Here is a 23083-nt window from a genome sequence, read left to right as displayed (position 1 = left end):
TGATTATCTCCCTGGTGGTATATCCCTGAACTTGTCAGGGCCGCAATATACACCCACTCTTATAATAGGTATTGAAAATACCTGTCATGGGACTCACTCGTGCGCCATTACCAGCAGCAAGGAGCCGTTATGCCGGATGGGGTCAACCTGTCGCGTCGCAGTCTGTTTCGGGGTCGTCTGACATCGAATGAGCCTCGGGTGCAACTGCCCTGGTCCGTCGCCTGGTCCGATTTTGCCGCCGATTGCACCCGCTGTGGTGACTGCCTCACGGCTTGCCAGGAGCAGATCCTGATCAAGGGCGATGGTGGTTTTCCGAGCGTGGATTTTCTGCGCGGCGAGTGCACTTTTTGCGGGGAATGTGTCGCCGCTTGCAAAGTGCCGATATTTCGCCCGACCACGGAGGCCCCCTGGCAATACATCGCCCATATTGAAGCCAACTGTCTGGCCCATGGCCAGGTATTCTGCCAGCGCTGCCAGGACAGCTGCGAACCCAGGGCGATTCGTTTCTCCCCCGTGCTGGGCCGGGTGCCGACCCCCAGCATTGATGCGGCAGCCTGCACCGGTTGCGGTGCCTGCGTGATGGATTGTCCGGTGGGCAGCATCCGGGTGGGACACCCGCTGGCGAGGAGTCCAGATGAAGCAGGATCTGTGTGAAGCAGGAGTCACAATGAAACAAGAGTTCCATGTATCGAGCCTGGTGGTGCTGACCCAGCCCTCCTTGCGTCACCAGCTCGCAGACGAGATCGCGACCCTCGAGGGGGCCGAGATCCATGCCGTCAGTGATGAGGGCAAGCTGGTGGTGACCCTGGAAGGTCCGAGCCAGCGTCCCATCATGGCGGCCATCGACGCCATCAATGCGATGCCGGGCGTATTGTCCGCCGCCCTGATTTACCACCAGTTTGATGAGCTCGAGGCCCAGTGCAAGGAGTAGCGCCATGAGGCCGAGCCTGCGTGACTCATCGTAATGGCCGCCATGGATGCAAAGATAAAGCGATGCCGGGGTACGAGTTCGCCGCCCTGAGCCAAAACCAGTTCGATACACTCGACAACTTACGCGATAAGCAATGTGAGGATATGCCATGAAGCTGAGTCGACGCGACTTTATGAAGGCCAACGCGGTGGCGGCAGCCGCTGCCGTTGCTGGTGTCAGTGCCCCCACGCTGGCGGCCAATCTGATCACCAGTACCGACAAGACCGCCATCACCTGGGACAAGGCACCGTGCCGTTTCTGCGGTACCGGCTGTTCCGTGCTGGTGGGTTCCCAGAATGGGCGCGTCGTGGCGACCCAGGGCGATCCCGATGCACCGGTCAACCGCGGTCTTAACTGCATCAAGGGTTACTTCCTGTCCAAGATCATGTACGGCCAGGACAGGCTGACCCAGCCCATGCTGCGCATGACGGACGGCAAGTTCGACAAGAACGGCAACTTCGCTCCCATCAGCTGGGATCAGGCGTTCGACATCATGGCCGAGAAGTTCAAGGCCACCCTGAAAGAGAAGGGACCGACCGCCGTCGGCATGTTCGGCTCCGGCCAGTGGACCGTATGGGAAGGCTATGCCGCCGCCAAGCTGATGAAGGCGGGTCTGCGTACCAACAACCTGGATCCCAATGCCCGTCACTGCATGGCTTCCGCGGTCGTGGGCTTCATGCGTACCTTCGGCATGGATGAACCCATGGGCTGCTACGACGACATCGAGCAGGCCGACGCCTTCGTGCTGTGGGGCTCCAACATGGCCGAGATGCACCCCATCCTCTGGTCGCGCATCTCCGATCGCCGTCTGTCTCACCAGGATGTGCAGGTGCACGTGCTCTCCACCTTCGAGCACCGCAGCTTCGAGCTGGCAGACAACGGCATGGTGTTCACCCCACAGACCGATTTGGCGATCCTCAACTACATCGCCAACTACATCATCCAGAATGACAAGGTGAACTGGGAGTTCGTCAACAAGCACACCCAGTTCCGCAAAGGGGTGACCGACATCGGCTACGGCCTGCGTCCCACCAACCCGCTGCAGCAGAAGGCCAAGAACCCGGACAGCGGTGACTCCACCCCGATGAGCTTCGACGACTTCGCCAAGTTCGTGGCGGATTATGATCTGGAGTCCGTTTCCAAGCTCTCCGGCGTGCCGAAGGACAAGCTCGAGAAGCTGGCCCAGCTCTATGCCGATCCGAACAAGAAGGTGGTCTCCTACTGGACCATGGGCTTCAACCAGCATACCCGCGGTGTCTGGGCCAACAACCTCTGCTACAACATCCACCTGCTGACCGGCAAGATCTCCACCCCGGGCTCGGGTCCGTTCTCCCTGACCGGCCAGCCTTCCGCCTGTGGTACCGCCCGTGAAGTGGGTACCTTCGCCCACCGTCTGCCTGCCGACATGGTGGTGACCGAACCCAAGCACCGCGCCATCGCCGAGAAGATCTGGAAGCTGCCGGAAGGCACCATCCCGGAGCAGGTGGGCTATCACGCCGTGCTGCAAAACCGCATGCTCAAGGACGGCAAGCTCAACGCCTACTGGGTGATGTGCAACAACAACATGCAAGCCGGCCCGAACATGAACGAAGAGGGGCTGCCCGGTTATCGCAACCCGGCCAACTTCATCGTGGTGTCCGACCCTTATCCGACCGTAACCGCCCAGGCGGCTGACCTCATCCTGCCCACCGCCATGTGGGTGGAGAAAGAGGGGGCCTACGGCAACGCCGAGCGCCGTACCCAGTTCTGGCACCAGCAGGTCAAGCCGCCGGAAGGGGCCAAGTCCGACCTGTGGCAGCTGATGGAGTTCTCCAAGCGCTTCAAGGTGGAAGAGGTGTGGCCGGCGGAACTCATCGCCAAGATGCCGGAAGTGAAGGGCAAGACCCTGTTCGACGTGCTCTATGCCAACGGCCAGGTCAACCAGTTCCCGAAAGAGCAGAGCAAGGGGGCCCTGAACGACGAGGCCGAGCACTTTGGTTTCTACGTCCAGAAGGGGCTGTTCGAAGAGTACGCCACCTTCGGTCGCGGCCATGGCCACGATCTGGCGCCGTTCGATCAGTATCACGAAGCCCGCGGCCTGCGCTGGCCGGTGGTGGACGGCAAGGAGACCCTGTGGCGCTACCGCGAAGGGTTCGACCCTTATGTGAAAGCGGGCGAAGGGGTGCGTTTCTACGGCAAACCCGACGGCAAGGCGGTGATCTTCGCGCTGCCCTATGAGCCGGCCGCCGAAGCTCCGGACAAAGAGTACGACATGTGGCTCTCCACCGGTCGCGTGCTGGAGCATTGGCACACCGGCACCATGACCCGTCGGGTCCCCGAGCTCTATCGCGCCTTCCCGGATGCGGTGCTGTTCATGCACCCGGAAGATGCCAAGGCCCGTGGCGTGCGCCGTGGTGAAGAGGTGATCGTCTCCTCCCGCCGGGGCGAGGTGAAGACCCGGGTCGAGACCCGCGGCCGCAACCGTCCGCCCAAGGGACTGGTGTTCATGCCCTTCTTCGACGCGAGCCAGCTGGTCAACAAGCTGACCCTGGACGCCACCGATCCGCTCTCCAAAGAGACGGATTACAAGAAGTGCGCCGTCAAGGTCGTCAAGGCATAAGGCGGGGGAGCGCGAGATGAGTCGTAGTCGGCGCCAGTTTCTGGCCGACATGGCCAAGGGGGCCTGCGGTGTGGGCCTGCTTGGCGTGGGGCTCGGCGGCATGGCGCGCCAGCAGGTGCAGGCTGTGCCTGCCCAGGCGCTGCGCCCGCCGGCTGCCCTCGACGAGGCTGAGTTCCTCGGCGCTTGCGTGCGCTGTGGACTCTGCGTCGAGGCCTGCCCCTACGACACTCTCAAGCTCGCTCGGCTGTTTGAGCCCGTGACCACCGGCACCCCTTACTTCAAGGCGCGCGCCGTCCCGTGCGAGATGTGTGAAGACATCCCCTGCGTGGTGGCCTGCCCGAGCGGGGCGCTGGATCAGATCATGACCGACATCGATCAGGCGCGGATGGGAGTGGCAGTGCTCATCGATCACGAGACCTGCCTCAACTACCTGGGGCTGCGCTGCGACGTCTGCTACCGGGTCTGTCCGCTGATCGACAAGGCGATCACCCTGGAGCTGCAGCACAACCAGCGCACTGGCAAGCACGCCATGTTCCTGCCCACGGTGCACAGCGATGTCTGCACCGGTTGCGGCAAGTGCGAGCATGCCTGCGTGCTGGAGGAGGCGGCCATCAAGGTGGTGCCTCGCCAGCTCGCCAAGGGGGAGATTGGCCACCACTACCGGCTCGGCTGGGAAGAGAAGGCGAAGGCGGGCAAATCGCTCATCGGCGACAGGCTCACCCTGCCGACCCGCAAACCGGAGGGGCTATGAGTCGTTATCCGGGAGCCGAGGCTACGGCCAGGCTGGGCTGGTGGCGGTCACACCGCTTCCTGCTGCTGCGCCGGCTCTGCCAGTTCGGTGTGCTCACGCTGTTCCTGCTGGGGCCGCTGGCGGGCATCTGGATCCTCAAGGGCAATCTCTCCAGCTCGCTGCTGCTGGAGACGGTGCCGCTCACGGATCCGCTGACCCTGCTGCAGTCGTTGGCGGCGGGCCATTGGCCCATCCCCACCCTCTGGCTGGGGGCTGTCATCGTGCTGCTGGGTTACTGGCTGGTCGGGGGGCGGGTGTTCTGCTCCTGGGTCTGTCCGGTCAACCTGGTCACCGATGCCGCCGCTTGGTTGCGGGGTCGTCTTGGCCTCAAGGGCAACGGTCAGTTCAGCCGCACCACCCGCTACTGGCTGCTGGCCATGGTGCTGGTGGCACCGGCTATCGCTGGCGTGCTGGTGTGGGAGCTGGTCAATCCGGTGTCGCTCACCCTGCGCGGCCTGTTGTTTGGCATGGGGGCGGGCTGGGCCTTGCTGGCGGTGCTGTTCCTGTTCGACCTCTTTGTGGTGGAGCGGGGCTGGTGCGGTCACCTCTGTCCGGTGGGGGCCTTCTATGCCCTGGTCAACCGGGTCGGGTTCATCAAGATTTCTGCCAAGGGGCGCGAGCGGTGCAGCAACTGCATGGATTGTTATGCAGTCTGCCCGGAACGTCCCATCCTGCGCGGCCCCGTTCACGGTGCCAAGCGTGGTCACGGGCCCTTGATTGTGGCTCAGGAGTGTACCAACTGCGGCCGTTGCATCGATGTCTGCGCGGAGCAAGTTTTTGAAATCACTGTAGGTTTTGCCGTCAAGGCAGAGAAAACGTCGGAGAACACATAATGAAGAAGCTGATTGGAGCAATGCTGGCCTGTCTGATGGCAGGTTCCTTGATGGCGGCAGTCCCCGAGATCACCAACAGCACGGGGGGCATCAAATCGGAGCGGGGGAGCACGGATCTGGTGACGGATGCCGATGCGGCTCCCATGAAGAACTTTCGCAAGGATGGTGACCTCTACGATCGTCAGTACATGCATCAGCCCCCGCTGATCCCCCACGACACCCGCAACTATGAAGTGGACAACAAGGTCAACAAGTGCCTGGCCTGTCACAGCTTCAAGAACGCCAGCGCCATGAAGGCCCCCAAGATCAGCCCGACTCACTTCGAGACCCGTGACGGCATGACCCTGGGCGAGGTCTCGCCGCGTCGCTACTTCTGCCTGCAGTGCCACGTGCCGCAAGCGGATGCCAAGCCGCTGGTGGAAAACACGTTTAAACCAGTTGAAGCGCTGAACTGAGGAGCCCATAGATGAAATTACCCGGTTTTGTGCAGCGTCTGTGGACCACCTTCAAGTCTCCCTCGAAGGCCGCCCTCTGGGTGCTGCTGTTGATGGGATTCTTCGGCGGGGTCATCTTCTGGGGTGGTTTCAACACCGCCATGGAAGCCTCCAACACCGAGAAGTTCTGTACCGGTTGCCACGAGATGAAGGACAACGTGTTCGTGGAGTACCGCGACACCATCCACTACGCCAACCGTTCTGGCGTGCGCGCCAGCTGCCCGGACTGCCACGTGCCGCATGAATGGACCTACAAGATCATTCGCAAGGTGCAGGCGTCCAAGGAGCTGTGGGGCATGCTGACCGGCAAGGTGGATACCCGCGAGAAGTTCGAATCGCACCGGCGCGAGATGGCCGAGCGGGAGTGGAAGCGGATGAAGGACACGGATTCGAGGGAGTGTCGCAACTGCCATAACTTCGAATACATGGACTTCTCCCTGCAAGGCAAGCGGGGTGCCCAGATGCACTCCACCAGTCTGGCCAGCGGCGAGAGCACCTGTATCGACTGTCACAAGGGTATCGCTCACCAGCTGCCCGACATGACGGGCGTGAAGGGCTTCTAAGCCCACCTGATGCAGGCCGGGTTCGCCCGGCCTGTTCATATTCCGCCCGGTCAGGGCAAAAGCGCCGCCGTGCGCCCTTTTAATCCCCCCTCTGGCGCGAGTTTTGGTAGAATCGGCCCGCCGTGAGTCGCAGCGCGTGACCGACTGGTCAAGGTTTGGTCCTGACGGACACGAGCCTCTCCTCGCAATCGAGCGCTGCCAGCCGGGATCCTGGCCACTTTTCTTCTCTTTGCTCACGGTCCTTTGCCATCAGGAGCTGCCCATGGGACAGAAAAACAACGCATTCATTCCCCTCAAGATCGCCGTGCTGACGGTCTCCGACAGCCGTACCGCCGCCGATGACAGCGCGGGCGACTATCTGGTTTCTGCCCTGACCGATGCCGGCCACGTGCTGGCCGACCGGGCGCTCTGCCCCGACAATCTGTTTCGGATCCGCGCTCAGGTGAGCGACTGGATCGCCGATGAAGGGGTACAGGTAGTGCTCATCAACGGCGGCACCGGCTTCAACGAACAGAACCGGGTGCCCGAGGCGGTCGGCGTGCTGTTCGAGCGCACCGTGCAGGGCTTTGGCGAACTGTTCCGCCAGCTCTCCTTTGCCGAAATCAAGGGCTCCGCCATGCAGAGCCGCGCGCTGGCGGGGCTCGCCAATCGCACCCTGATCTGCTGTCTGCCGGGCTCCCCCGGCGCTTGCCAGCTGGGTTGGGAGAAGCTTGTACAAGACCAGCTCGATGCCCGCACCAAGCCGTGCAACTTTGTCTCCCATCTTTGAGGGCCTGTGATGAACCCGACTGAACCCAAGCAGACTCAGCCCAATCTGACCCATCTCAACCAGAGCGGCGAAGCCCACATGGTGGATGTGACCGACAAGCAGGTGACCGAGCGTGAGGCTCGCGCCGAGGCGTTTGTCGCCATGGCCCCCGCGACCCTGGCCCTGATCCTGAGCGGTCAGCACCACAAGGGGGACGTGTTTGCCACTGCCCGTATTGCCGGCATCATGGCGGCCAAGAAGACCTCGGATCTCATTCCCCTCTGCCATCCACTGGCCCTTACCCGGGTGGAGGTAGAGATAGAACCCCAGGCGGAGCAAAATAGGGTCCACATTCGCACCCTCTGCAAGCTGGCCGGCAAGACCGGGGTCGAGATGGAGGCACTGACCGCCGCCTCGGTGGCGGCGCTGACCATCTATGACATGTGCAAGGCGGTGCAAAAGGACATGGTGATCGAACAGGTGCGGCTGGTGGAGAAAAAGGGCGGCAAATCCGGCCATTTTCAGCTGGGTGTGACTGACGGAGAGCAAGCATGATCAAGGTACTCTTTTTTGCCCAGGTAAGAGAGCTGGTGGCCTGCGACGAGCTGAGCCTGCCGTGCGACTACGCGACTGCCGAGCAGTTGCGCAGCGCCTTGAGCGAGCGCGGCGACAAGTGGGCGCTGGCGCTGGAGGCTGGCAAGCTGCTGGTGGCGGTCAACCAGACCCTGGTGCCGCTCGACACGCCTCTCCATGACGGCGATGAGGTCGCCTTCTTCCCGCCGGTGACCGGAGGTTAAGGATGAGCGAGGCAACCATGACCGATCGCATTCTGGTGCAGCGGGATGACTTCTCGCTGGCCGACGAATATGCCCGCCTCGCCGCTCGGCAGGATACCGGCGCCGTGGTCAGCTTTGTCGGCAAGGTACGCGACTTCAATCAGGGGGAGCAGGTGAAGGGGCTGGCCCTCGAGCACTACCCCGGCATGACCGAGAAGGCGCTGACGAACATAGTGGCCGAGGCCCGCAGCCGCTGGCCGCTGCAGGAGTGCACCCTGATCCACCGCATCGGCGAGCTGCTGCTCGGCGATCAGATCGTGCTGGTGGTGGTGAGCAGTGCCCACCGCGAGGCAGCCTTCGAGGCCTGCCACTTCATCATGGATTTCTTGAAAACCCGGGCGCCGTTCTGGAAAAAAGAGCTGACCGCCGAAGGGGTACAACGCTGGGTCGAGGCCAAGGAGAGCGACAACACTGCCGCCGCCCGCTGGCAAGCTTGACCTGTTCAAGGGGGCAGGCTCATCGGGAGCCGCGGCCCCTGTTTTCGGGGCCGCCCCCTTGGCTGGGGATACATAAAAGCGGCCCCAATCAGGAGGTAAAGGAATGAAACCGCTGTTATCCGTTGTCATCGCCGGGGTCTACGCCAGTGCGCTGCAGGCAGGTGCCGTGCAGGCCGATGAGGTCAAGGTGGCCGTGGCCGCCAACTTCAAGGGCACCATAGAGCGCATCGGCAAGGAGTTCACCGCCAAGACCGGCCACACCCTGGCCATCTCCTCTGCCGCGACCGGGGTGCTCTACACCCAGATCAGCCACGGCGCGCCGTTTGATCTCTTCCTCTCCGCCGACGTGAAAACCCCGCAGAAGCTGGAGCAGGAGGGCAAGGGGAGCGAGCGTTTCACCTACGCCATCGGCCAGCTGGGTCTGTGGCAGAAGGGCGGGCCTGCTCCTGACGAGGCAACCCTGCGTAGCTGGAAGGGCAACCTTGCCATTGCCAACCCGAAAACCGCTCCCTACGGTACCGCTGCCATGGCGACCCTCGACCATCTCAAGATCGATCCCAAGCAGTACCGCCTGCTGACCGGCACCAACATCGGCCAGACCTGGCAGTTTGTCGACACCGGCAACGCCGAACTGGGCTTCGTCGCCTGGGCCAACCTGGTGGAAGCGGGCAAGACCGGTGAAGCCTGGGCCGTGCCGGCCGACTTCTATCCGCCCATCGAGCAGCAGGGTCTGGTATTGAAGAAAGGGGCGGCGGTCGAGGCGCTGGTGGCCTGGCTCAAGGGGCCGGGTCAGGCACAGATCAAGGCTGCGGGCTATGCGCTGCCCCACTGATGGTGCAACTACACACCTGCCTGATGAGTGGCCGACCCTCGGGTCGGCCCACTTTTGCGATAAGGATGCGCACCATGCCGTTGCCCGAATTCACCCGGGAGGTGGGCGATGAGTATTGAAAGAGATCTGCTGGCAATGACTCGTCTAACTCGGGATCAGCGCTACCGGGAGTGCGGCTCATTCGCCGTGTCTGGTGCTGGAGCTGCCGTTGGGAGTGAGTTCGATGAGTGAAGGGGATCTGCTGGCGGTCTGGCTCACCCTGAAGCTGGCAGCCAGCACCACCGCCATCCTGCTGCTGCTCTCACCGCCGTTGGCCTGGTGGCTGTCGCGCAGCCAGCACAGGCTCAGACCCGTGGTGGAGGCCCTGGTGGCGCTGCCGCTGGTGCTGCCGCCAACGGTGCTCGGTTTCTATCTGCTGCTCGCCTTCTCCCCCTCCTACGGCCTGGGTGCCTGGTGGCGCGACACCTTCGGGGCGCCGCTGGCGTTCAGTTTTACCGGCCTGCTGCTCGCTTCCATCCTCTACTCGCTCCCTTTCGTGGTGCAGCCGCTCACCTCCGCCTTCGTCAACATGGGCAACAAGGAGCTGGAGGCCGCCGCCACCCTGGGGCTCGGACCGGTGGAGCGCTTCTTTCACATCATCTTGCCGATGACGCTGCCCAGCTTCGTGATGGCGGCGGCGCTCGGTTTTGCCCACACCCTGGGGGAGTTCGGGGTGGTGCTGATGATTGGCGGCAACATCCCGGGCGAAACCCAGGTACTCTCCATCGCCCTGTTTGATCACGTGGAGACGATGGACTATCAAAATGCCCACCTGCTGGCGGGCGGCCTGATGGGCTTCTCGCTGGTGATGCTGGTGCTGGTGTATGGCGTGCTGCAGCGCCGGCAACGGAGGCTGTTCGGATGAGCGACACCCGCAAGGCGCAACCTTTGCTGCTCAAGGCGAAGCGGGCGTTTGGCGCCTTTACCCTCGACTGTGAACTGGCGCTGGAGCTGGGGGGCATTCTCGGTCTGTTTGGCCCCTCCGGCTGCGGCAAGAGCAGCCTGCTGCGCATCATCGCCGGGCTGGACAGGGCGCCGGGCGACAAGCTGAACTGGCAGGGCAGGGCGCTGAGCGAACTGCTGCCCGAGGCGCGCCGCATCGGGCTGGTGTTTCAGGATTCGCGTCTTTTCCCCCATCTGAGCGTGCTCGGCAACCTGCAACTGGCGGCCCGCAAGGGGCGAGGGCGCTGGCAACCCGAGGCGCTGGCGACCCGGCTCGGCTTTGCCGAACTGCTGCCCCAGCCGGCCCACGGCCTCTCTGGCGGCCAGCGCCAGCGGGTGGCATTGGCCCGGGCCCTGTTGGCCGAGCCCGATCTGCTGCTGCTGGATGAGCCTTTTTCTGCGCTGGACCGGCGCAGCCGCATCCACCAGGCCCATGTGCTCAAGGGCTTGCAGCAGGAGAGCGGCATTCCGATGATCTTTGTCAGCCACGCCATGGAGGAGGTGAGCCTGCTGTGCGATCAGCTGGTGCTGCTGGCGGATGGCCGGGTGGAGGCGCAAGGTCGGCCGAGCGAGATCTTCGCCCGCACCGACTTGTCGCTTGCCAGTCGCGACGACGCCGGGGTGATGCTGGCGGCGACCCTCTCTCACTACGATGACGACGAGCAGATGGCGACCCTGCAGCTCGGCGAACAGCAGTTGCGGGTCACCATGACCCAGGTGCCGGACGATGGCGGCCCCTTGCAGATCAAGGTGGCCGGGCGGGACGTGGTGATCGCCACCGCCCCCATCGAACACTCCAGCCTCTCCAACTGCCTCACCACCCGACTGCTGGCCGAATGCGAGGTACGACCCGGTCAGACCCTGTTGCAGTTGGCGCTGGGCCAGCAGATACTGCTGGCCCGGATCACCAGCCGCTCCGCCAGACGGCTGGCGCTCGCCCCGAACCAGCAGATCTACGCCTACATCAAGGCGGTGAGCCTGGTCAGCGAGGGTTGAGCAGGTTGCAGAAGAGGCAGAAAATCAGGATGGTTCAGCGGATGAGTCGAGAGGCAATGAACTGATGCGCCGCAATCAGGTGATGAAATCCAACGGTCTTGCCCTGCGCAGCGCGGGGGAGGGCCCCTTGTTGTTGCTGCTGCACGGGCTGGGCTCCTCCAGTCTCGACTGGCAGGCGCAGATCGAACGCTTTTCCGAGCACTACCGGGTGGTGGCGCTGGATCTGCGCGGTCACGGCCAGAGCATGCAGGAGGGGCCGTTCGACGTGGCGACCCTGGCGGCGGACGTGGTGAACTGGCTCGATGAACAGCCTGAGCCCGCCTGGGTGGTGGGGTTGTCGCTCGGGGCTATGGTGGCGCTGGAGCTGGCGCTGCAACTGCCGCACAAGGTGCAGGGGCTGGTGCTGGTCAACGGCTTCAGCGAATTTCTGCTGGAGACGCCAAAAGAGCAGGAGCGGTTTGCCCAGCGCCTCAAGTGGCTGCGCTGGTTCGGCCTGCGACCGCTCGCCTGGTGGCTCGGCCGCGAGCTCTTTCCCGGCCCCGACCTTGCCCAGGTGCGTCACACCTTCCGGCTGCGTTTCGTGCGCAACAAGAAGAAAACCTACAAGGCGCTGCTGGAGGCGCTGCCCGGCTGGTCGGTGCGCGCCCGGCTTGGCAACATCTGGCAGCCGGTGGCCATCATCTCCACCAGTCACGACTATCTGCCGCTCGCCAAACGGGTGGAGCAGTTCGCCTCCCTGCCCAACGCCACCATCCACACGCCCAACGGCCACCACGCCTGGCCGGCGGAGGATCCCTCCGGCTTCAATCATTTGCTTCACCGGATTTTAGAAACTCATTAAACTGGTCGCCCTTTTATACCGTGTATGTATTGGTCCGATCGCCTTGCCACGCAAAAAGGCAAGGCAATCGGACCCATTTTGCTCTATCAACAGGTATTTCCTCATGTCTGAAGTAATGAAAATGGCCATCGATGATGGTTCAACCAACGTCAAGGTGAGCTGGATTGAGAACAAGGTGCTCAAGACCATCATCTCTCCCAACTCCTTTCGCAAGGACTGGAAGAGCGCCGCCTTGCGCAAGGACAAGAAGATCTACAACTACGAGATAGGCAACACCAAGTACACCTATGACGCCACGTCCGACAAGTCGCTGGCGACCACCCACGTGGAGTATCAGTACGACGATCTGAACCTGCTCTCCGTGCATCACGCCCTGCTGCAGACCGGCGTGACCCCCTGTGATGTGGCCATCACCGTGACCCTGCCCATCACCGAGTTCTACAACCCGGACGATTGTCAGCGCAACGAGGATAAGATCGAGAAGAAGCGTCGCAACCTGATGCGGGCCATCTCCCTCAACAAGGGTGAGCTGTTCAACATAGTCAGTGTGGAAGTGATGCCGGAGAGCCTGCCTGCGGCGCTCTCCCGTCTGATCGGTTCGGGCTGCAACGAGTTCACCAAGACCCTGGTGATCGATTGTGGCGGTACCACCCTCGATATGGGGATCATCGTCGGCGAGTTTGACGATGTCTCCGATGTTTATGGCAACAACGAGATTGGTGTGTCCATGGTGACCGATGCCGTGCGCAAGGCACTGGCGGCGGCGGACAGCGATTCCAGTTATCTGGTGGCCAACGAGTTTATCAAGCGCCGCCACGACATGAGCTTCGTGCGCGATGTGGTGAACGACGAGAGTCAGATCCCCAAGATCCTCGAGAAGATGCAGAACAAGATTGACGAACTGGGCTCCCAGGTAGCGCATGAAGCGAAGAAGTTTGCCAAGAACCCGAACCGTGTTTACCTGGTCGGGGGCGGGGCGTCGCTTATCCACGAAGCAATCAAGAACGCTTACCCGACTCTGGGTGACAGGGTCGAACTTCTGGACGATGCCCAGTCAGCTCTGGCTCGCGAGATCTGCCTCTACACCACCGAAGAAGAGGAAGTGTACCGCGAAGCAGCCGTGATGGCCGAGGTTGGTGATGAGTAGTCAACTCAAGCGCATGACCTTCTCCATCTATATGGACCCGGGTGCGCTGGAGTCTGATCGTTACGCAGTCGGGGTATTGCAGAACTGGTACCAACGGGCCCGCAAGATCCAGGATGGCAGCGAGGAGTTCGACTTCTCCAAGAGTCGTTTCCACAAGGATATCTATCTCTCCGGCATGTTCATGTATGTGCTGGCGCCCAACCTCTGCAAGGCCATTGCCAATGCGCTGGGTCCCGAGCAGGTAAGTATGACCACCTTGCGTCATGCCTTTGCCAGTTGTGGCTTCAACCTGGGAGAGGGGAGTGCGTCGGCGCAGCCTGCTGCCGATCTCATGATCGAGCAGATAGTGGCCAGATTGTCCCCCCGGCTTGGCCAGGGTGATACCGGCGGGCTGGTGGATGAAATCGTTCAGCGTCTGAGTCAGCAAACAGCTGTGCCCTCTTCGGACAGTCTGGTGGAAGAGATCGTCAGCCGACTTGGGGAGCAGCAACCAACCGAGCTGTGGGATGAGTTGCGGCAGGGAATGCCGGCTCCTCTTGACCATGAACAGCTGGCCGAGGCGATCGCGGGCAAGCTGCCATCTGCTGCCGGCGAGCAGGACCTGGCGCCGCTGCAGAGCAGCATTCAACAGCTCTCTCGTCAACTGGAAGAGCAGTCTCGGCTTATTCGTGAGCAGCATCGGCTGATCCAGCGTCTGGCCAGTGCCCCTGGTCGCCAAATGACGGCCGCGGGGGACACCGAGCCGCTGGTGGAAGATCTCTCCAACCAGGTGGCCAACATGAAAAAGGTCAAGGCCAAAGGGATCTTCTAAGGCTTCCTACTGACCATCGCCAGAGTAAGAGAGATGAAAAAAATAGTATGGATGGCGTGCGGCGCCTTGCTGTTGTCGGGGTGTGCCCAGCAAACCTTTTTCGTGCACGAGGGTAACCCGGGTCAGCCAACCCGAGAAGTGAGCCATGATTTCGTACTGGCGGGGATTGGTCAGAGTGAGATGGTTGATGCAGCTCTGGCCTGCCATGATGATCCGCAGAAAGTGGTACGAGTAGAAATGCAACAGAGCCCGCAGGATACCTTGATGACCGTCTTGACGTTGGGAATATATACCCCGAGGACGGCTCGGGTTTATTGCAGACTGTGATTTCTGTACTGACATTGTAAAGTCTCAAATAAAGCCTTGTTGCCCTTTCTGGATTTTGATAGTGTGCGCGCACTCAGGAGTATTTCTTTGTTTATATAATTGATAATTAACGGAAATGTTTCTTTGTGTGGCACCGGCATAGCCGGGAAAAATAATATTGTCAGGGATAATAAAATGAAAAAAATGGTATTGACTGCAGCCGTTGCAATGATGATGGCGGGCTGTGCTCAGCAAGGTTTTACCGTGCATTCCGGTAATGCAGTGAAACCCACCAAAGAAGTGACCCACCACTTCTTCATTTCCGGCCTGGGCCAGAGCAAAACCATTGATGCCGCCGCCGTTTGCAACGGTGCTGACAAGGTAGTGCGTGTTGAAGCGCAGCATACCTTCCTCAATGGTCTGCTGGGTGCAGTGACCTTCGGTGTTTACACCCCGCGCGAGGCGCGCGTTTACTGCGCTGGTTAATCCCCGCCGTACGCATGCTGCAAAAAGCCGACCTCATGGGTCGGCTTTTTTGTTGGCGAAAAGGCTGGCTGGGGAGTCACCCGTGCGAGCAGACCGGGCAGTCGGGGCGTTTGGGCAGCTTCATTTCGCGAAAGGTGCCGCCAAGGCCGTCGATCATCAGCAGGCGGCCGCTGTAACTGCGGCCCATCCCTGCCAAGAGCTTGATGGCTTCGAGCGCCTGCAGGCTGCCCACCAGTCCCACCACAGGTGCCAGCACCCCCGCCTCGACGCAGGTGAGCGCCTGCTCGCCAAACAGGGCGCTGAGGCAGGCGTAGCAGGGTTCCCCCTCCTGCCAGGTGAAGCTGCAGACTTGTCCCTCGAGCCGGATGGCGGCGCCGCTGACCAGCAGCACGCCGTGCTGGCGGGCCTTTTGGTTGAGCAGGTTGCGAATGGCCAGGTTGTCGGTGCAATCCAATACCAGCTGGTGGCGGGGCAACAGGGTATCGAGCAGCGCCTCGTCGGCCACGGCGGCGTGGGTCTCCACGTTGAGCCAGGGGTTGAGGGCGCGCAGGGACTGGGCAGCGGAGTCCACCTTGTAGTGGCCGATGCGCTCATCGGTGTGCAGCACCTGGCGCTGCAGGTTGGAGAGCTCTACCCGATCGAAATCGACCAGGGTGAGCTGGCCGACCCCGGCCACCGCCAGATACTGGCTGGCGGCGCAGCCGAGGCCGCCGGCGCCGATCACCAGCACATGAGCCTGCTTGAGCGCCTCCTGCCCCTCGAAGTCGAAGGACTTGAGGATGATCTGGCGGTTGTAGCGCAACAGCTCGGCGTCGCTCAGGATCTCGCTCACAGCAGCAATCCCCCGAACGGTTCGACGGTGACCGTCTCGCCTGCCGCGACACGCCCCCGCTCGCGCTCAAGGACGATGTAGCAGTTGGCGCGCGACAGGGAGCTGAACACGGCGGAGTCCTGCGAGCCGGTGCTGCGCACCTCTAGGCCGTTTGGCCCCTGAGTCAGGATGCCGCGCTGGAAGTCGAGCCGGCCCGGTGCCTTCTTGAGCGGCTCAGCGGCAATGGCTGGCAGCTGAAGCGGGCGCTCGAAGCGTTGGCCGGCCAGCTTGGCCAGCGCCGGTTGCACCAGCTGATCGAAGGTGACCATGGCGGAGACCGGGTTGCCCGGCAGGCCGAAGAACCAGGAATGGGGCAGGCGACCGAAGGCGAACGGCTTGCCTGGCTTGATGGCCAGCTTCCAGAAGCCGATCTCGCCGAGCTCCTCCAGCAGCTGTTTGGTGAAGTCCGCTTCCCCCACCGAGACGCCGCCGGTGGTGATGAGGGCGTCGGCCTCGCGATCGGCCTTTTGAAAGGCGGCGCGCAGCTGGGCCGGATCGTCCGGGATGATGCCAAGGTCGAGGCAATCGCAGCCCATGCGATCCAGCATGGCCCGCACGCCGTAGCGGTTGGAGTCGTAGATGTCGCCGTGGGCGAGGGGGGTACCGATTGGCTTGAGCTCGTCACCAGTACTGAAGATGGCCACTTTGAGCGGCCGACGTACCGGCACGCTGGCAATGCCGAGGGAGGCCAGCAGCGGCATCTCCCGGGCGGTGATACGAGTACCGGCAGCGAGCACGCTGGCGCCCTCGCGGATGTCTTCACCGCGGCGGCGAATGTTCTGGCTGGGCACCGGCGTGGTCAAAAAGGTGATCCTGTCGCCGTCGGCCTGCGTTTCTTCCTGCATCACCACCGCATCCGTCCCGGCCGGCACCGGGGCGCCAGTCATGATGCGCACGCAGTGGCCGGCGGGCCACTCACCCTGATAAGGCTGACCGGCAAAGGCCTTGCCCACCATGATGAGGGGAGCGCCGCCGGCGAGATCCGCCAGCCGCACCGCATAACCATCCATGGCGGAGTTGTCGAACGGGGGCACGGAGAGAGGGGAGGCGATATCCATGGCGAGTACCCGGCCAAGGGCCTCTGGCAGGGGCAGCTGTTCGCTGTCGCAGCAGCCGTCAAGCTGTGCCAGCATGCCCTGCAGGGCGTCGCTCAGGGGGAGTAGTCCGCTGGTATCAAATCCCATGTCATGACCTCATTGTGTGATGGAGGGGGAGTAGAGGGCGGATTATCCCAAAAATCCCGCTGGATGGGCAGGTTGCCGCGGGATAAAACCGACTGGCTGCACAGATAGGCAGCGACCGGAGCGAAAGGGTACCCCCGTATGGGGAGCGCCGGCGGGGTAAAATTCGCCGGATTGGCATAAAGTCAGGGAACGGGCTTGAGTTAGCTTGAATTATGACAATAATCGCCGTTTACTATTGCGCCAAAACAGAATGCCGTCATAGACAAGGCGGCCATCACAGTCCCTGAGCGTGGGAGAGGAACAAGATGACGAGCTTAAGTCGGGAAGCCCTGTTGGTCAGGGCCGCCCTCGAGGCCGAGGGCCTTGAAACACCTCTGGTGGCCAATGCACTGGACGGTCAGCAGAAGCGGGAGAAGATCGAAGGCCACATGCGCGCCATCATGGAGACGCTGGGGCTGGATCTGGCCGATGACAGTCTGGCGGAGACGCCGCACCGCATCGCCAAGATGTACGTCAACGAGATCTTCTCCGGCCTCGATTACGCCACCTTCCCCAAGGTGACGGTGATCGAGAACAAGATGAAGGTGGACGAGATGATCATGGTGCGGGACATCAGCCTCACCAGCACCTGCGAGCACCACTTCGTCACCATCGACGGGCTGGCCCATGTGGCTTACATCCCCCGTGGCAAGGTGATCGGGCTCTCCAAGATCAACCGCATCGTGCAGTTCTTTGCCCGCCGTCCCCAGGTGCAGGAGCGGCTCACCCAGCAGATCCTGCTGGCGCTGCAGACCCTGCTCGGCACCAAGGATGTGGCCATCAGCATCAAGGCGACCCACTTCTGCGTGAAGGCCCGCGGCGTGATGGACTCCACCTCCTACACCACCACCACCTCCCTCGGTGGGGTGTTCAAGACCCAGCCCGATACCCGCGCCGAATTCCTGGCCGGCCTGAAGCGCTGATCTACTTGGAGACGTGCCGCCGCTGCGGCATGTCTCCTCGTTTTTCCCCTCCTTTTTCCTTCCCCTGGCTGCTCGCCGGTCACCCGACGATTTTCCTCAAGGGATTGGCAGGCCCGGTCGATATATCGTTTCATGGCTTGGGTGCGCTCTTTGGGAGTGCAGGCAAGCCGGCAAGGTGCCTGTTCCGGCGGCTCTCTCGACCGGGTTCTTGCTGCCGTTTCCCTGCCATGCGCCATTGCGGCTTGGGCTCGGCGCTTGGGCAGATCGGCACTTTGGCAACACTGTTCGCCTCGTTCATGCAAGGACATAGATTCATCAAGGCTGGATGAGCCGCCATGGAGGCGGTGACTGCGGATCGTATCGCTACGGTCCAGACGAGCGTTATCTGTTCACTCATATCCAGGACACGCCATGAATACCAGTACCATGACCATTGGCAAGAAACTCACCGCCGGCTTTGCCGTGCTCGGCCTGATGATGGCCTTCATCGGCGGTTTCTCGTTGCTGCAGTTCGGCAACATGAACCGGGCGGCCATCGGCTTTACCGACAGCATACTGCCCGCCGTGGTGCGCACCAGCACCCTGGGTGAGACCATCAACACCCTGCGCCGCTATGAACTGGATGTGTTTCTGGTGGCGGCCGATCCGCAGCAGCGGGCCCACTATCGGGATCTCAGCGAGCAGAGCCTGCAAGAGGTTGCCCGGCAGGTAAAAGCCCACGATGCCACCATCTGGGCAGAGGATGTGGAGGAGCGTCGCACCTTCGATATCGTCAAGCAGGATTGGGACAAGTACGTTGCCCTGCACCAGCGGGTGCGACTGATGCAGGATGGCGGCCAGCTGGCCGAGGCCCAGCAGCTGTTCATGAGCGAGGGGATCACCCTCTATACCAATCTGGCCAAGTCGGTGGCGGATCTGATCCGCATCAACCACGGCTACTCCGTGGGCTCCCGTGCCCAGGTGGTGGAGGCGTTTGACAGCGCCAAGCTGAGCATCATCATCGCCCTGCTGCTGGGACTGGGGTTGGCGGCCGTGCTCTCCACCGTGTTGACCCGCCAGATCCGCGATCCCTTGGTGATGCTGGCCCGTCAGGCGCAGCGCATCGCGAGCGGTGATCTGGGCAAGGGCGAACTGCAGGAGTGGATCCGCGGCAGTCGCTTCAAGCGTGACGAGCTGGGCCAGCTCGGCGCCGCCATCGATCGCATGCAGGGTTCGCTTGCGGATCTGGTGAGCGAGATCGCCGGCTCGGTGAGCCAGCTCAGCAGCGCGGTGGAGGAGGTGAGCGCCATCTCCGAGCAATCCGCCACCGGCATGGCTCGCCAGCAGAGCGAGGTTTCCCAGGTCGCCACCGCCATGAACGAGATGCAGTCCACGGTGAACGAGGTGGCCCGCAACACCACGGACGCCATGAGCGCCGCCAAGGATGCCTCCCGCACCTCGACCCAGGGCAACCAGGTGGTGCGCAGCGCCATCAGCAGCATCGAGGAGGTGTCGGTCAAGATTGAGCAGGCGGGCGCCGTAGTGCAGCAGCTGGAGCAGGACAGCAACAACATCAGCATGGTGCTGGACGTCATTCGCGGTATCGCCGAACAGACCAACCTGCTGGCCCTCAACGCGGCCATCGAGGCGGCCCGTGCTGGCGAGCAGGGTCGTGGCTTCGCGGTCGTTGCCGATGAGGTGCGCTCCCTGGCCCAGCGTACCCAGAACTCCACCGCCGAGATCAGCAAGATGATCGAGGTGTTGCAGGAGCGTACCGCCGAGGCGGGCAGCGCCATGCAGCTGAGTCGCCAGCAGATGCAGGAGAGCGTGGGGCTGGCCCGGGAAGCGGGTAGCAGCATCGACACTATCAACGGTGCCGTCACCCAGATCACCGACATGAACACCCTGATCGCCACCGCCACCGAGGAGCAGAACGCGGTGACGGAGGAGCTCAACCGCAGCATCGTCAACATCCACAATGCGGCCGACGAGAACGCCCTGGGGGCCCAGCAGACCGCCCAGGCCTGTGTCGAGCTGAGCAAGCTGGCCAATACGCTGCACCATATGACCCAGCGTTTCACCCTCTAAATCTTGCTGCCACCAGGCAAATAACAGAAGGCCCCGCCAATCGGCGGGGCCTTGTTGTTTTGGCAGGTTTGCTGATCGCAGGGTCGATGAGCGCAGCGCCGTCGGCCGGCGCCAGACCCTTTATCCGACCATTTAGCTCAGGCCGACTATCTCGCCGTTATCGTCGATGTCGATATGACGGTAGGCCGGCAGGCTGCCAAGGCCCGGCATGGTCATGATGGGGCCCGCCAGGGCATAGACGAAACCGGCGCCGGCGCACAGCTTCACCTCCTCGATGGGCACCTCGAAGTCCGTCGGCACCCCCTTGAGGGCCGGGTCATGGCTGATGGAGAGCGGCGTCTTGGCCACGCAGACCGGCAAGTGATCCCATCCTTCGGCAGAGAGTTGCGCCAACTGGCGGCGCGCGCGCTCAGAGAGTTGCACGCCGCGCCCGCCATAACCGCACTCCACCAGGGTCGCCAGCTTGGCGTCCAGGCTCGCCTGGTCGGGGTAGAGCAGTTTGACCTTGCCCGGTTGCTCACAGGCGGCCACCACCGCCTGGGCCAGCTCGCTGGCACCGGCCCCGCCCTGGGCAAAGGCGCTGGAGATGGCGCTGCCACAAGCGCCGGCCTGCAGCGCCGCGCGGGCCAGCAAGGCCAGCTCGGCCTCGCTGTCGGTGGGGAAGCGGTTGATGGCGACCACCACGGGCACGCCATAACGACGGGCATTGGCGATGTGCCAGCCGAGGTTGGCGCAGCCCTGCTCGAGAGTCGGCAAGTCTTCCCCCAGCAGGCTTTCCGGCAGCGGCTGACCCGGTCTAATGTCGAGCAGGCCACTGTTGGCCTTGAGGCCGCGCACCGTCGCCACCAGCACCACGCAGGCCGGCGTGATGCCGGACTGGCGGTGCTTGATGTTGAAGAACTTCTCCAGCCCCATGTCGGAGCCAAAGCCTGCCTCGGTCACCACGTAATCGGTGAGGCCGAGGGCCATGCGATCGGCGATCACCGAGGAGTTGCCGTGGGCGATGTTGGCAAAGGGGCCGGCGTGAACCAGCACCGGGGTCTGCTCGGTGGTCTGCATCAGGGTCGGCTGCAGGGCCTCTTTGAGCAGCACCGTCATGGCACCCGCCACTTCCAGCTGCTCGGCGGTGATGGGCTTGCCGTGCAGGTCGCGGGCCAGCTGGATGCGGCCGATGCGCTGGCGCAGGTCTTTCAGATCGCTCGCCAGTGCAAGAATGGCCATCAGCTCGGAGGCAGCGGTGATGACGAAGCGATCCTGGCGCTCGACGCCATCGGCGGCGCTTCCCTGTCCAATCGTGAGGTGACGCAGGGCGCGGTCGTTCATGTCGAGGGTGCGCGGCCAGAGGATGTTGTCTGCATCGATATCGAGGCGCTGCAGGCCGGTTCTGGCGCTGAACTGGTCGCCGAGCTTGCGCTCATGGAACAGGCGGGCATCGAGGGCTGCCGCCGCCAGGTTGTGGGCGGCGGTGAGGGCGTGAAAGTCGCCGGTGAGGTGCAGGTTCATCTCCTCCATCGGCACCACCTGGGCGTGACCGCCACCGGCGGCGCCCCCCTTGACCCCGAACACCGGGCCCAGGCTCGGCTGGCGGATGGTGGCGATGCTGGGCTGGCCGATATGGTTGAGCCCCATGGAGAGGCCGAGGGTGGTCACCGTCTTGCCCTCGCCAAGCGGGGTGGGGGTGATGGCGCTCACCAGCACCAGCTTGCCCGCCGGTTTGGGGAGAGACTTGAGCAGCTCGAGGCTGAGTTTGCCCTTGTAGTGACCGTAAGGATGGAGCTGGTGCGAAGGGATGGCGAGGCGTTCGGCCAGCGCGTGAATGGGGAGACGGGGGGACTGGCGGGAGATCTCGATATCGCTTAGCATCAGCACCTCGTTGGCATGTCAGGTCAAATATGCGGCGCAGTCTAGTGGAATCAACAGGGTTATCCAATGAGTAATACTATTTTGTCCGGCAATCGTGAGCTGCATCTAACGCCCATCGAGCTGGATCTCAACGCCCTCTATCACCCGCCCAAACAGCCGTTGACCGCGCTGGGGGTCGTCAGCGCCTTCATTCCGCTGTTTGGTTATGGCTGGCAGGCGATGACCCAGGATCCCGAGACCCACTTTCGCCACGAACTGGGCAAGCGCATCAACAAGCACAAGACCGACGAGGCCAATCTCATCCTGACCCTGCAGCTGGCCGGCATGCTCGACTGCCACTGTCTGCACGTCACCTTGCCTTATGCATTTGATGAAGCGCAGCTGGCGACCCTGCGCCAGCGCTTGCCGCGCTGGCAGCTGAGCCTGCGCGACTTGCTGCTGGTGGCCGAGCTGCCGCTGCCTGCCGATAGCGCCGCCTCTTAGCCATCCCGTCACCGCGGTCGCTGCAAAGGTCTTAAGCCTTGCGATCCCAGTAGTGGGGGGCGAGATAGCGCTCCTGCACGAATTCGATGAAACAGCGCACCTTGGCCGAGACGAAACGGCGGTGCGGATAGAGGGCATAGAGCCCCACCTGCCCCTTCTCCCACTCCGGCAGCAGTGACACCAGGGCGCCGGAGCGCAGCGCATCGCCGACGATGAAGGTGGGCTGCAATATGATGCCCTGATCGTCGCAGGCCGCCCTGGTCAGGGCCACCCCGTTGTTGGCCCGCAGCGGCCCCTGCGGGCGCACGCTCAGCTGCTCGCCATCCCGTTTGAACACCCAGTCCGGCTGGGTCAGGGTGTAGAGCAGGCAGTCGTGCTGCTTGAGATCCTCCGGGGTGCTCGGTGTGCCACGACGGGCCAGATAGGCCGGGCTGGCGCACACTTCCAGCCGCATCATGGCCAGCGGCTTGGCCACCAGGGAGGAGTCCGGCAGGTTGCCGATGCGCAGCGCCAGATCGAACCCCTCTTCCACCAGCGCCACCCGCCGGTCGCTGTACTCTATCTCCAGCTTCAGATCAGGGTAGCGTTCGCGAAACAGCGGCAGGGCGGGGGAGAGGTGCAGGTAGCCGAAATCCATCGGCACCGACAGCTTGAGGGTGCCCTGGGGCTGCTGGTTGTTGCGGGTGAGCTGGCTGTGGGTCTCTTCGAGTTCCGCCAGCAGCGCCTGGGAGCGCTGGTAGTAGAACTGGCCGGCCTCGGTGGGGTTGACCTGGCGGGTGGTGCGCGACAGCAGCCGGGTGGAGAGCGACTCCTCCAGCTGCTGCATCAGCTTGGAGGTCATGGCGACCGAGATGCCGAGCTGGTTGGCGGCCTTGGTAAAACTTTGACACTCCACCACCTTGATGAAGGTGCGCATGGCGGCTATCTGATCCATCTTTCACTCTCAGTTGATAATTATTTTAATAAATCGCTGATTATCTATT

General features: G+C 62.7%; 26 protein-coding genes. 22 read left to right on the top strand and 4 right to left on the bottom strand.

The genetic code is table 11. The annotated features are described in order from the left end of the window. Positions 1–129 precede the first annotated feature (129 nt). The 19 genes from napF to QLG02_RS19200 all read left to right on the top strand — a co-directional run bounded on the left by napF (position 130) and on the right by QLG02_RS19200 (position 14670). Entirely contained in the window at positions 130–654 is a 525-nt protein-coding gene (gene napF, locus QLG02_RS19290) for a ferredoxin-type protein NapF (RefSeq protein WP_282465920.1), read from the top strand. A gap of 13 nt (positions 655–667) precedes the next feature. Continuing rightward, positions 668–931: a chaperone NapD gene (locus QLG02_RS19285; RefSeq protein ID WP_024943776.1), complete on the top strand. Its 264-nt coding sequence runs from the start codon at positions 668–670 to the stop codon at positions 929–931. A gap of 148 nt (positions 932–1079) precedes the next feature. Continuing rightward, on the top strand, positions 1080–3569 hold the full coding sequence (gene napA / locus QLG02_RS19280) for a nitrate reductase catalytic subunit NapA (RefSeq protein WP_282465919.1): 2490 nt from the start codon (positions 1080–1082) through the stop codon (positions 3567–3569). A gap of 16 nt (positions 3570–3585) precedes the next feature. After that, positions 3586–4320: a ferredoxin-type protein NapG gene (gene napG, locus QLG02_RS19275; protein ID WP_282465918.1), complete on the top strand. Its 735-nt coding sequence runs from the start codon at positions 3586–3588 to the stop codon at positions 4318–4320. Then, a complete protein-coding gene (napH, locus tag QLG02_RS19270) occupies positions 4317–5192 on the top strand; it encodes a quinol dehydrogenase ferredoxin subunit NapH (protein WP_011705483.1) in 876 nt (291 codons plus the stop codon). The genes napG and napH overlap by 4 nt, the downstream gene beginning before the upstream one ends. After that, positions 5192–5647, top strand: a complete 456-nt coding sequence (locus QLG02_RS19265) for a nitrate reductase cytochrome c-type subunit (protein WP_005299342.1) — start codon at positions 5192–5194, stop codon at positions 5645–5647. Before napH ends, QLG02_RS19265 begins: the two co-directional genes overlap by 1 nt. 11 nt (positions 5648–5658) lie before the next feature. Continuing rightward, positions 5659–6249: a cytochrome c3 family protein gene (locus QLG02_RS19260; protein WP_011705485.1), complete on the top strand. Its 591-nt coding sequence runs from the start codon at positions 5659–5661 to the stop codon at positions 6247–6249. Positions 6250–6511: 262 nt separating this feature from the next. Continuing rightward, positions 6512–7018 carry a molybdenum cofactor biosynthesis protein B gene (gene moaB / locus QLG02_RS19255; RefSeq protein ID WP_011705486.1) on the top strand — a complete coding sequence of 169 codons (507 nt, stop codon included), beginning with the start codon at positions 6512–6514 and terminating at the stop codon, positions 7016–7018. A 9-nt stretch (positions 7019–7027) separates the two neighbouring features. Next, the gene (moaC, locus tag QLG02_RS19250) at positions 7028–7552 is read left to right on the top strand and encodes a cyclic pyranopterin monophosphate synthase MoaC (RefSeq protein ID WP_016350255.1); all 525 of its coding nucleotides are present in this window, start codon (positions 7028–7030) and stop codon (positions 7550–7552) included. Beyond that, the gene (moaD, locus tag QLG02_RS19245) at positions 7549–7794 is read left to right on the top strand and encodes a molybdopterin synthase sulfur carrier subunit (RefSeq protein ID WP_016350256.1); all 246 of its coding nucleotides are present in this window, start codon (positions 7549–7551) and stop codon (positions 7792–7794) included. The genes moaC and moaD overlap by 4 nt, the downstream gene beginning before the upstream one ends. Positions 7795–7796: 2 nt before the next feature. Then, the gene (moaE, locus tag QLG02_RS19240) at positions 7797–8270 is read left to right on the top strand and encodes a molybdopterin synthase catalytic subunit MoaE (protein ID WP_043118877.1); all 474 of its coding nucleotides are present in this window, start codon (positions 7797–7799) and stop codon (positions 8268–8270) included. A 103-nt stretch (positions 8271–8373) separates the two neighbouring features. Then, complete coding sequence (gene modA, locus QLG02_RS19235; protein WP_282465917.1) at positions 8374–9102, top strand: molybdate ABC transporter substrate-binding protein; 729 nt, start codon at positions 8374–8376, stop codon at positions 9100–9102. 223 nt (positions 9103–9325) lie between these two features. Beyond that, positions 9326–10006 carry a molybdate ABC transporter permease subunit gene (modB, locus tag QLG02_RS19230; protein ID WP_203092068.1) on the top strand — a complete coding sequence of 227 codons (681 nt, stop codon included), beginning with the start codon at positions 9326–9328 and terminating at the stop codon, positions 10004–10006. Beyond that, positions 10003–11079: a molybdenum ABC transporter ATP-binding protein gene (modC, locus tag QLG02_RS19225; protein WP_282465916.1), complete on the top strand. Its 1077-nt coding sequence runs from the start codon at positions 10003–10005 to the stop codon at positions 11077–11079. Before modB ends, modC begins: the two co-directional genes overlap by 4 nt. 64 nt (positions 11080–11143) lie before the next feature. Continuing rightward, complete coding sequence (locus QLG02_RS19220; RefSeq protein WP_017781785.1) at positions 11144–11920, top strand: alpha/beta fold hydrolase; 777 nt, start codon at positions 11144–11146, stop codon at positions 11918–11920. A gap of 103 nt (positions 11921–12023) precedes the next feature. Next, positions 12024–13067, top strand: a complete 1044-nt coding sequence (gene parM / locus QLG02_RS19215) for a plasmid segregation protein ParM domain-containing protein (protein WP_175393749.1) — start codon at positions 12024–12026, stop codon at positions 13065–13067. After that, a complete protein-coding gene (locus tag QLG02_RS19210; protein WP_282465915.1) occupies positions 13060–13878 on the top strand; it encodes a hypothetical protein in 819 nt (272 codons plus the stop codon). Before parM ends, QLG02_RS19210 begins: the two co-directional genes overlap by 8 nt. Positions 13879–13911: 33 nt before the next feature. After that, entirely contained in the window at positions 13912–14205 is a 294-nt protein-coding gene (locus tag QLG02_RS19205) for a Bor family protein (protein WP_017410449.1), read from the top strand. Positions 14206–14379: 174 nt separating this feature from the next. Further along, on the top strand, positions 14380–14670 hold the full coding sequence (locus tag QLG02_RS19200; protein ID WP_017410450.1) for a Bor family protein: 291 nt from the start codon (positions 14380–14382) through the stop codon (positions 14668–14670). A 76-nt stretch (positions 14671–14746) separates the two neighbouring features. Here the strand turns inward: QLG02_RS19200 and QLG02_RS19195 are convergent, their stop codons facing one another. Both QLG02_RS19195 and moeA read right to left on the bottom strand, forming a co-directional pair. Next, positions 14747–15502, bottom strand: a complete 756-nt coding sequence (locus QLG02_RS19195; RefSeq protein WP_252376868.1) for a molybdopterin-synthase adenylyltransferase MoeB — start codon at positions 15500–15502, stop codon at positions 14747–14749. Next, entirely contained in the window at positions 15499–16725 is a 1227-nt protein-coding gene (gene moeA, locus QLG02_RS19190; RefSeq protein WP_282465914.1) for a molybdopterin molybdotransferase MoeA, read from the bottom strand. Before moeA ends, QLG02_RS19195 begins: the two co-directional genes overlap by 4 nt. Before the next feature lie 305 nt (positions 16726–17030). Between moeA and folE the strand changes: the two genes are divergently transcribed. Next, positions 17031–17687 carry a GTP cyclohydrolase I FolE gene (gene folE, locus QLG02_RS19185; protein ID WP_011705496.1) on the top strand — a complete coding sequence of 219 codons (657 nt, stop codon included), beginning with the start codon at positions 17031–17033 and terminating at the stop codon, positions 17685–17687. A gap of 411 nt (positions 17688–18098) precedes the next feature. Beyond that, the gene (locus QLG02_RS19180; RefSeq protein ID WP_029301350.1) at positions 18099–19754 is read left to right on the top strand and encodes a methyl-accepting chemotaxis protein; all 1656 of its coding nucleotides are present in this window, start codon (positions 18099–18101) and stop codon (positions 19752–19754) included. 132 nt (positions 19755–19886) lie between these two features. On the opposite strand, the gene QLG02_RS19175 is transcribed toward QLG02_RS19180, so the two are convergent. Continuing rightward, the gene (locus QLG02_RS19175) at positions 19887–21617 is read right to left on the bottom strand and encodes a formate--tetrahydrofolate ligase (RefSeq protein ID WP_282465913.1); all 1731 of its coding nucleotides are present in this window, start codon (positions 21615–21617) and stop codon (positions 19887–19889) included. 66 nt (positions 21618–21683) lie between these two features. Between QLG02_RS19175 and QLG02_RS19170 the strand changes: the two genes are divergently transcribed. After that, positions 21684–22100, top strand: a complete 417-nt coding sequence (locus QLG02_RS19170; protein WP_282465912.1) for a hypothetical protein — start codon at positions 21684–21686, stop codon at positions 22098–22100. Positions 22101–22131: 31 nt separating this feature from the next. Here the strand turns inward: QLG02_RS19170 and QLG02_RS19165 are convergent, their stop codons facing one another. Then, complete coding sequence (locus tag QLG02_RS19165; protein WP_017409884.1) at positions 22132–23034, bottom strand: LysR family transcriptional regulator; 903 nt, start codon at positions 23032–23034, stop codon at positions 22132–22134. Between the last annotated feature and the right edge of the window lie 49 nt (positions 23035–23083).

It is taken from the genome of Aeromonas sp. V90_14, from assembly GCF_029967615.1.
GTDB classification, from domain to species: domain Bacteria; phylum Pseudomonadota; class Gammaproteobacteria; order Enterobacterales; family Aeromonadaceae; genus Aeromonas; species Aeromonas hydrophila.
The sequence above is the reverse complement of the archived record's forward strand: the minus strand, read 5'-3'. Positions and strand labels throughout refer to the sequence as shown.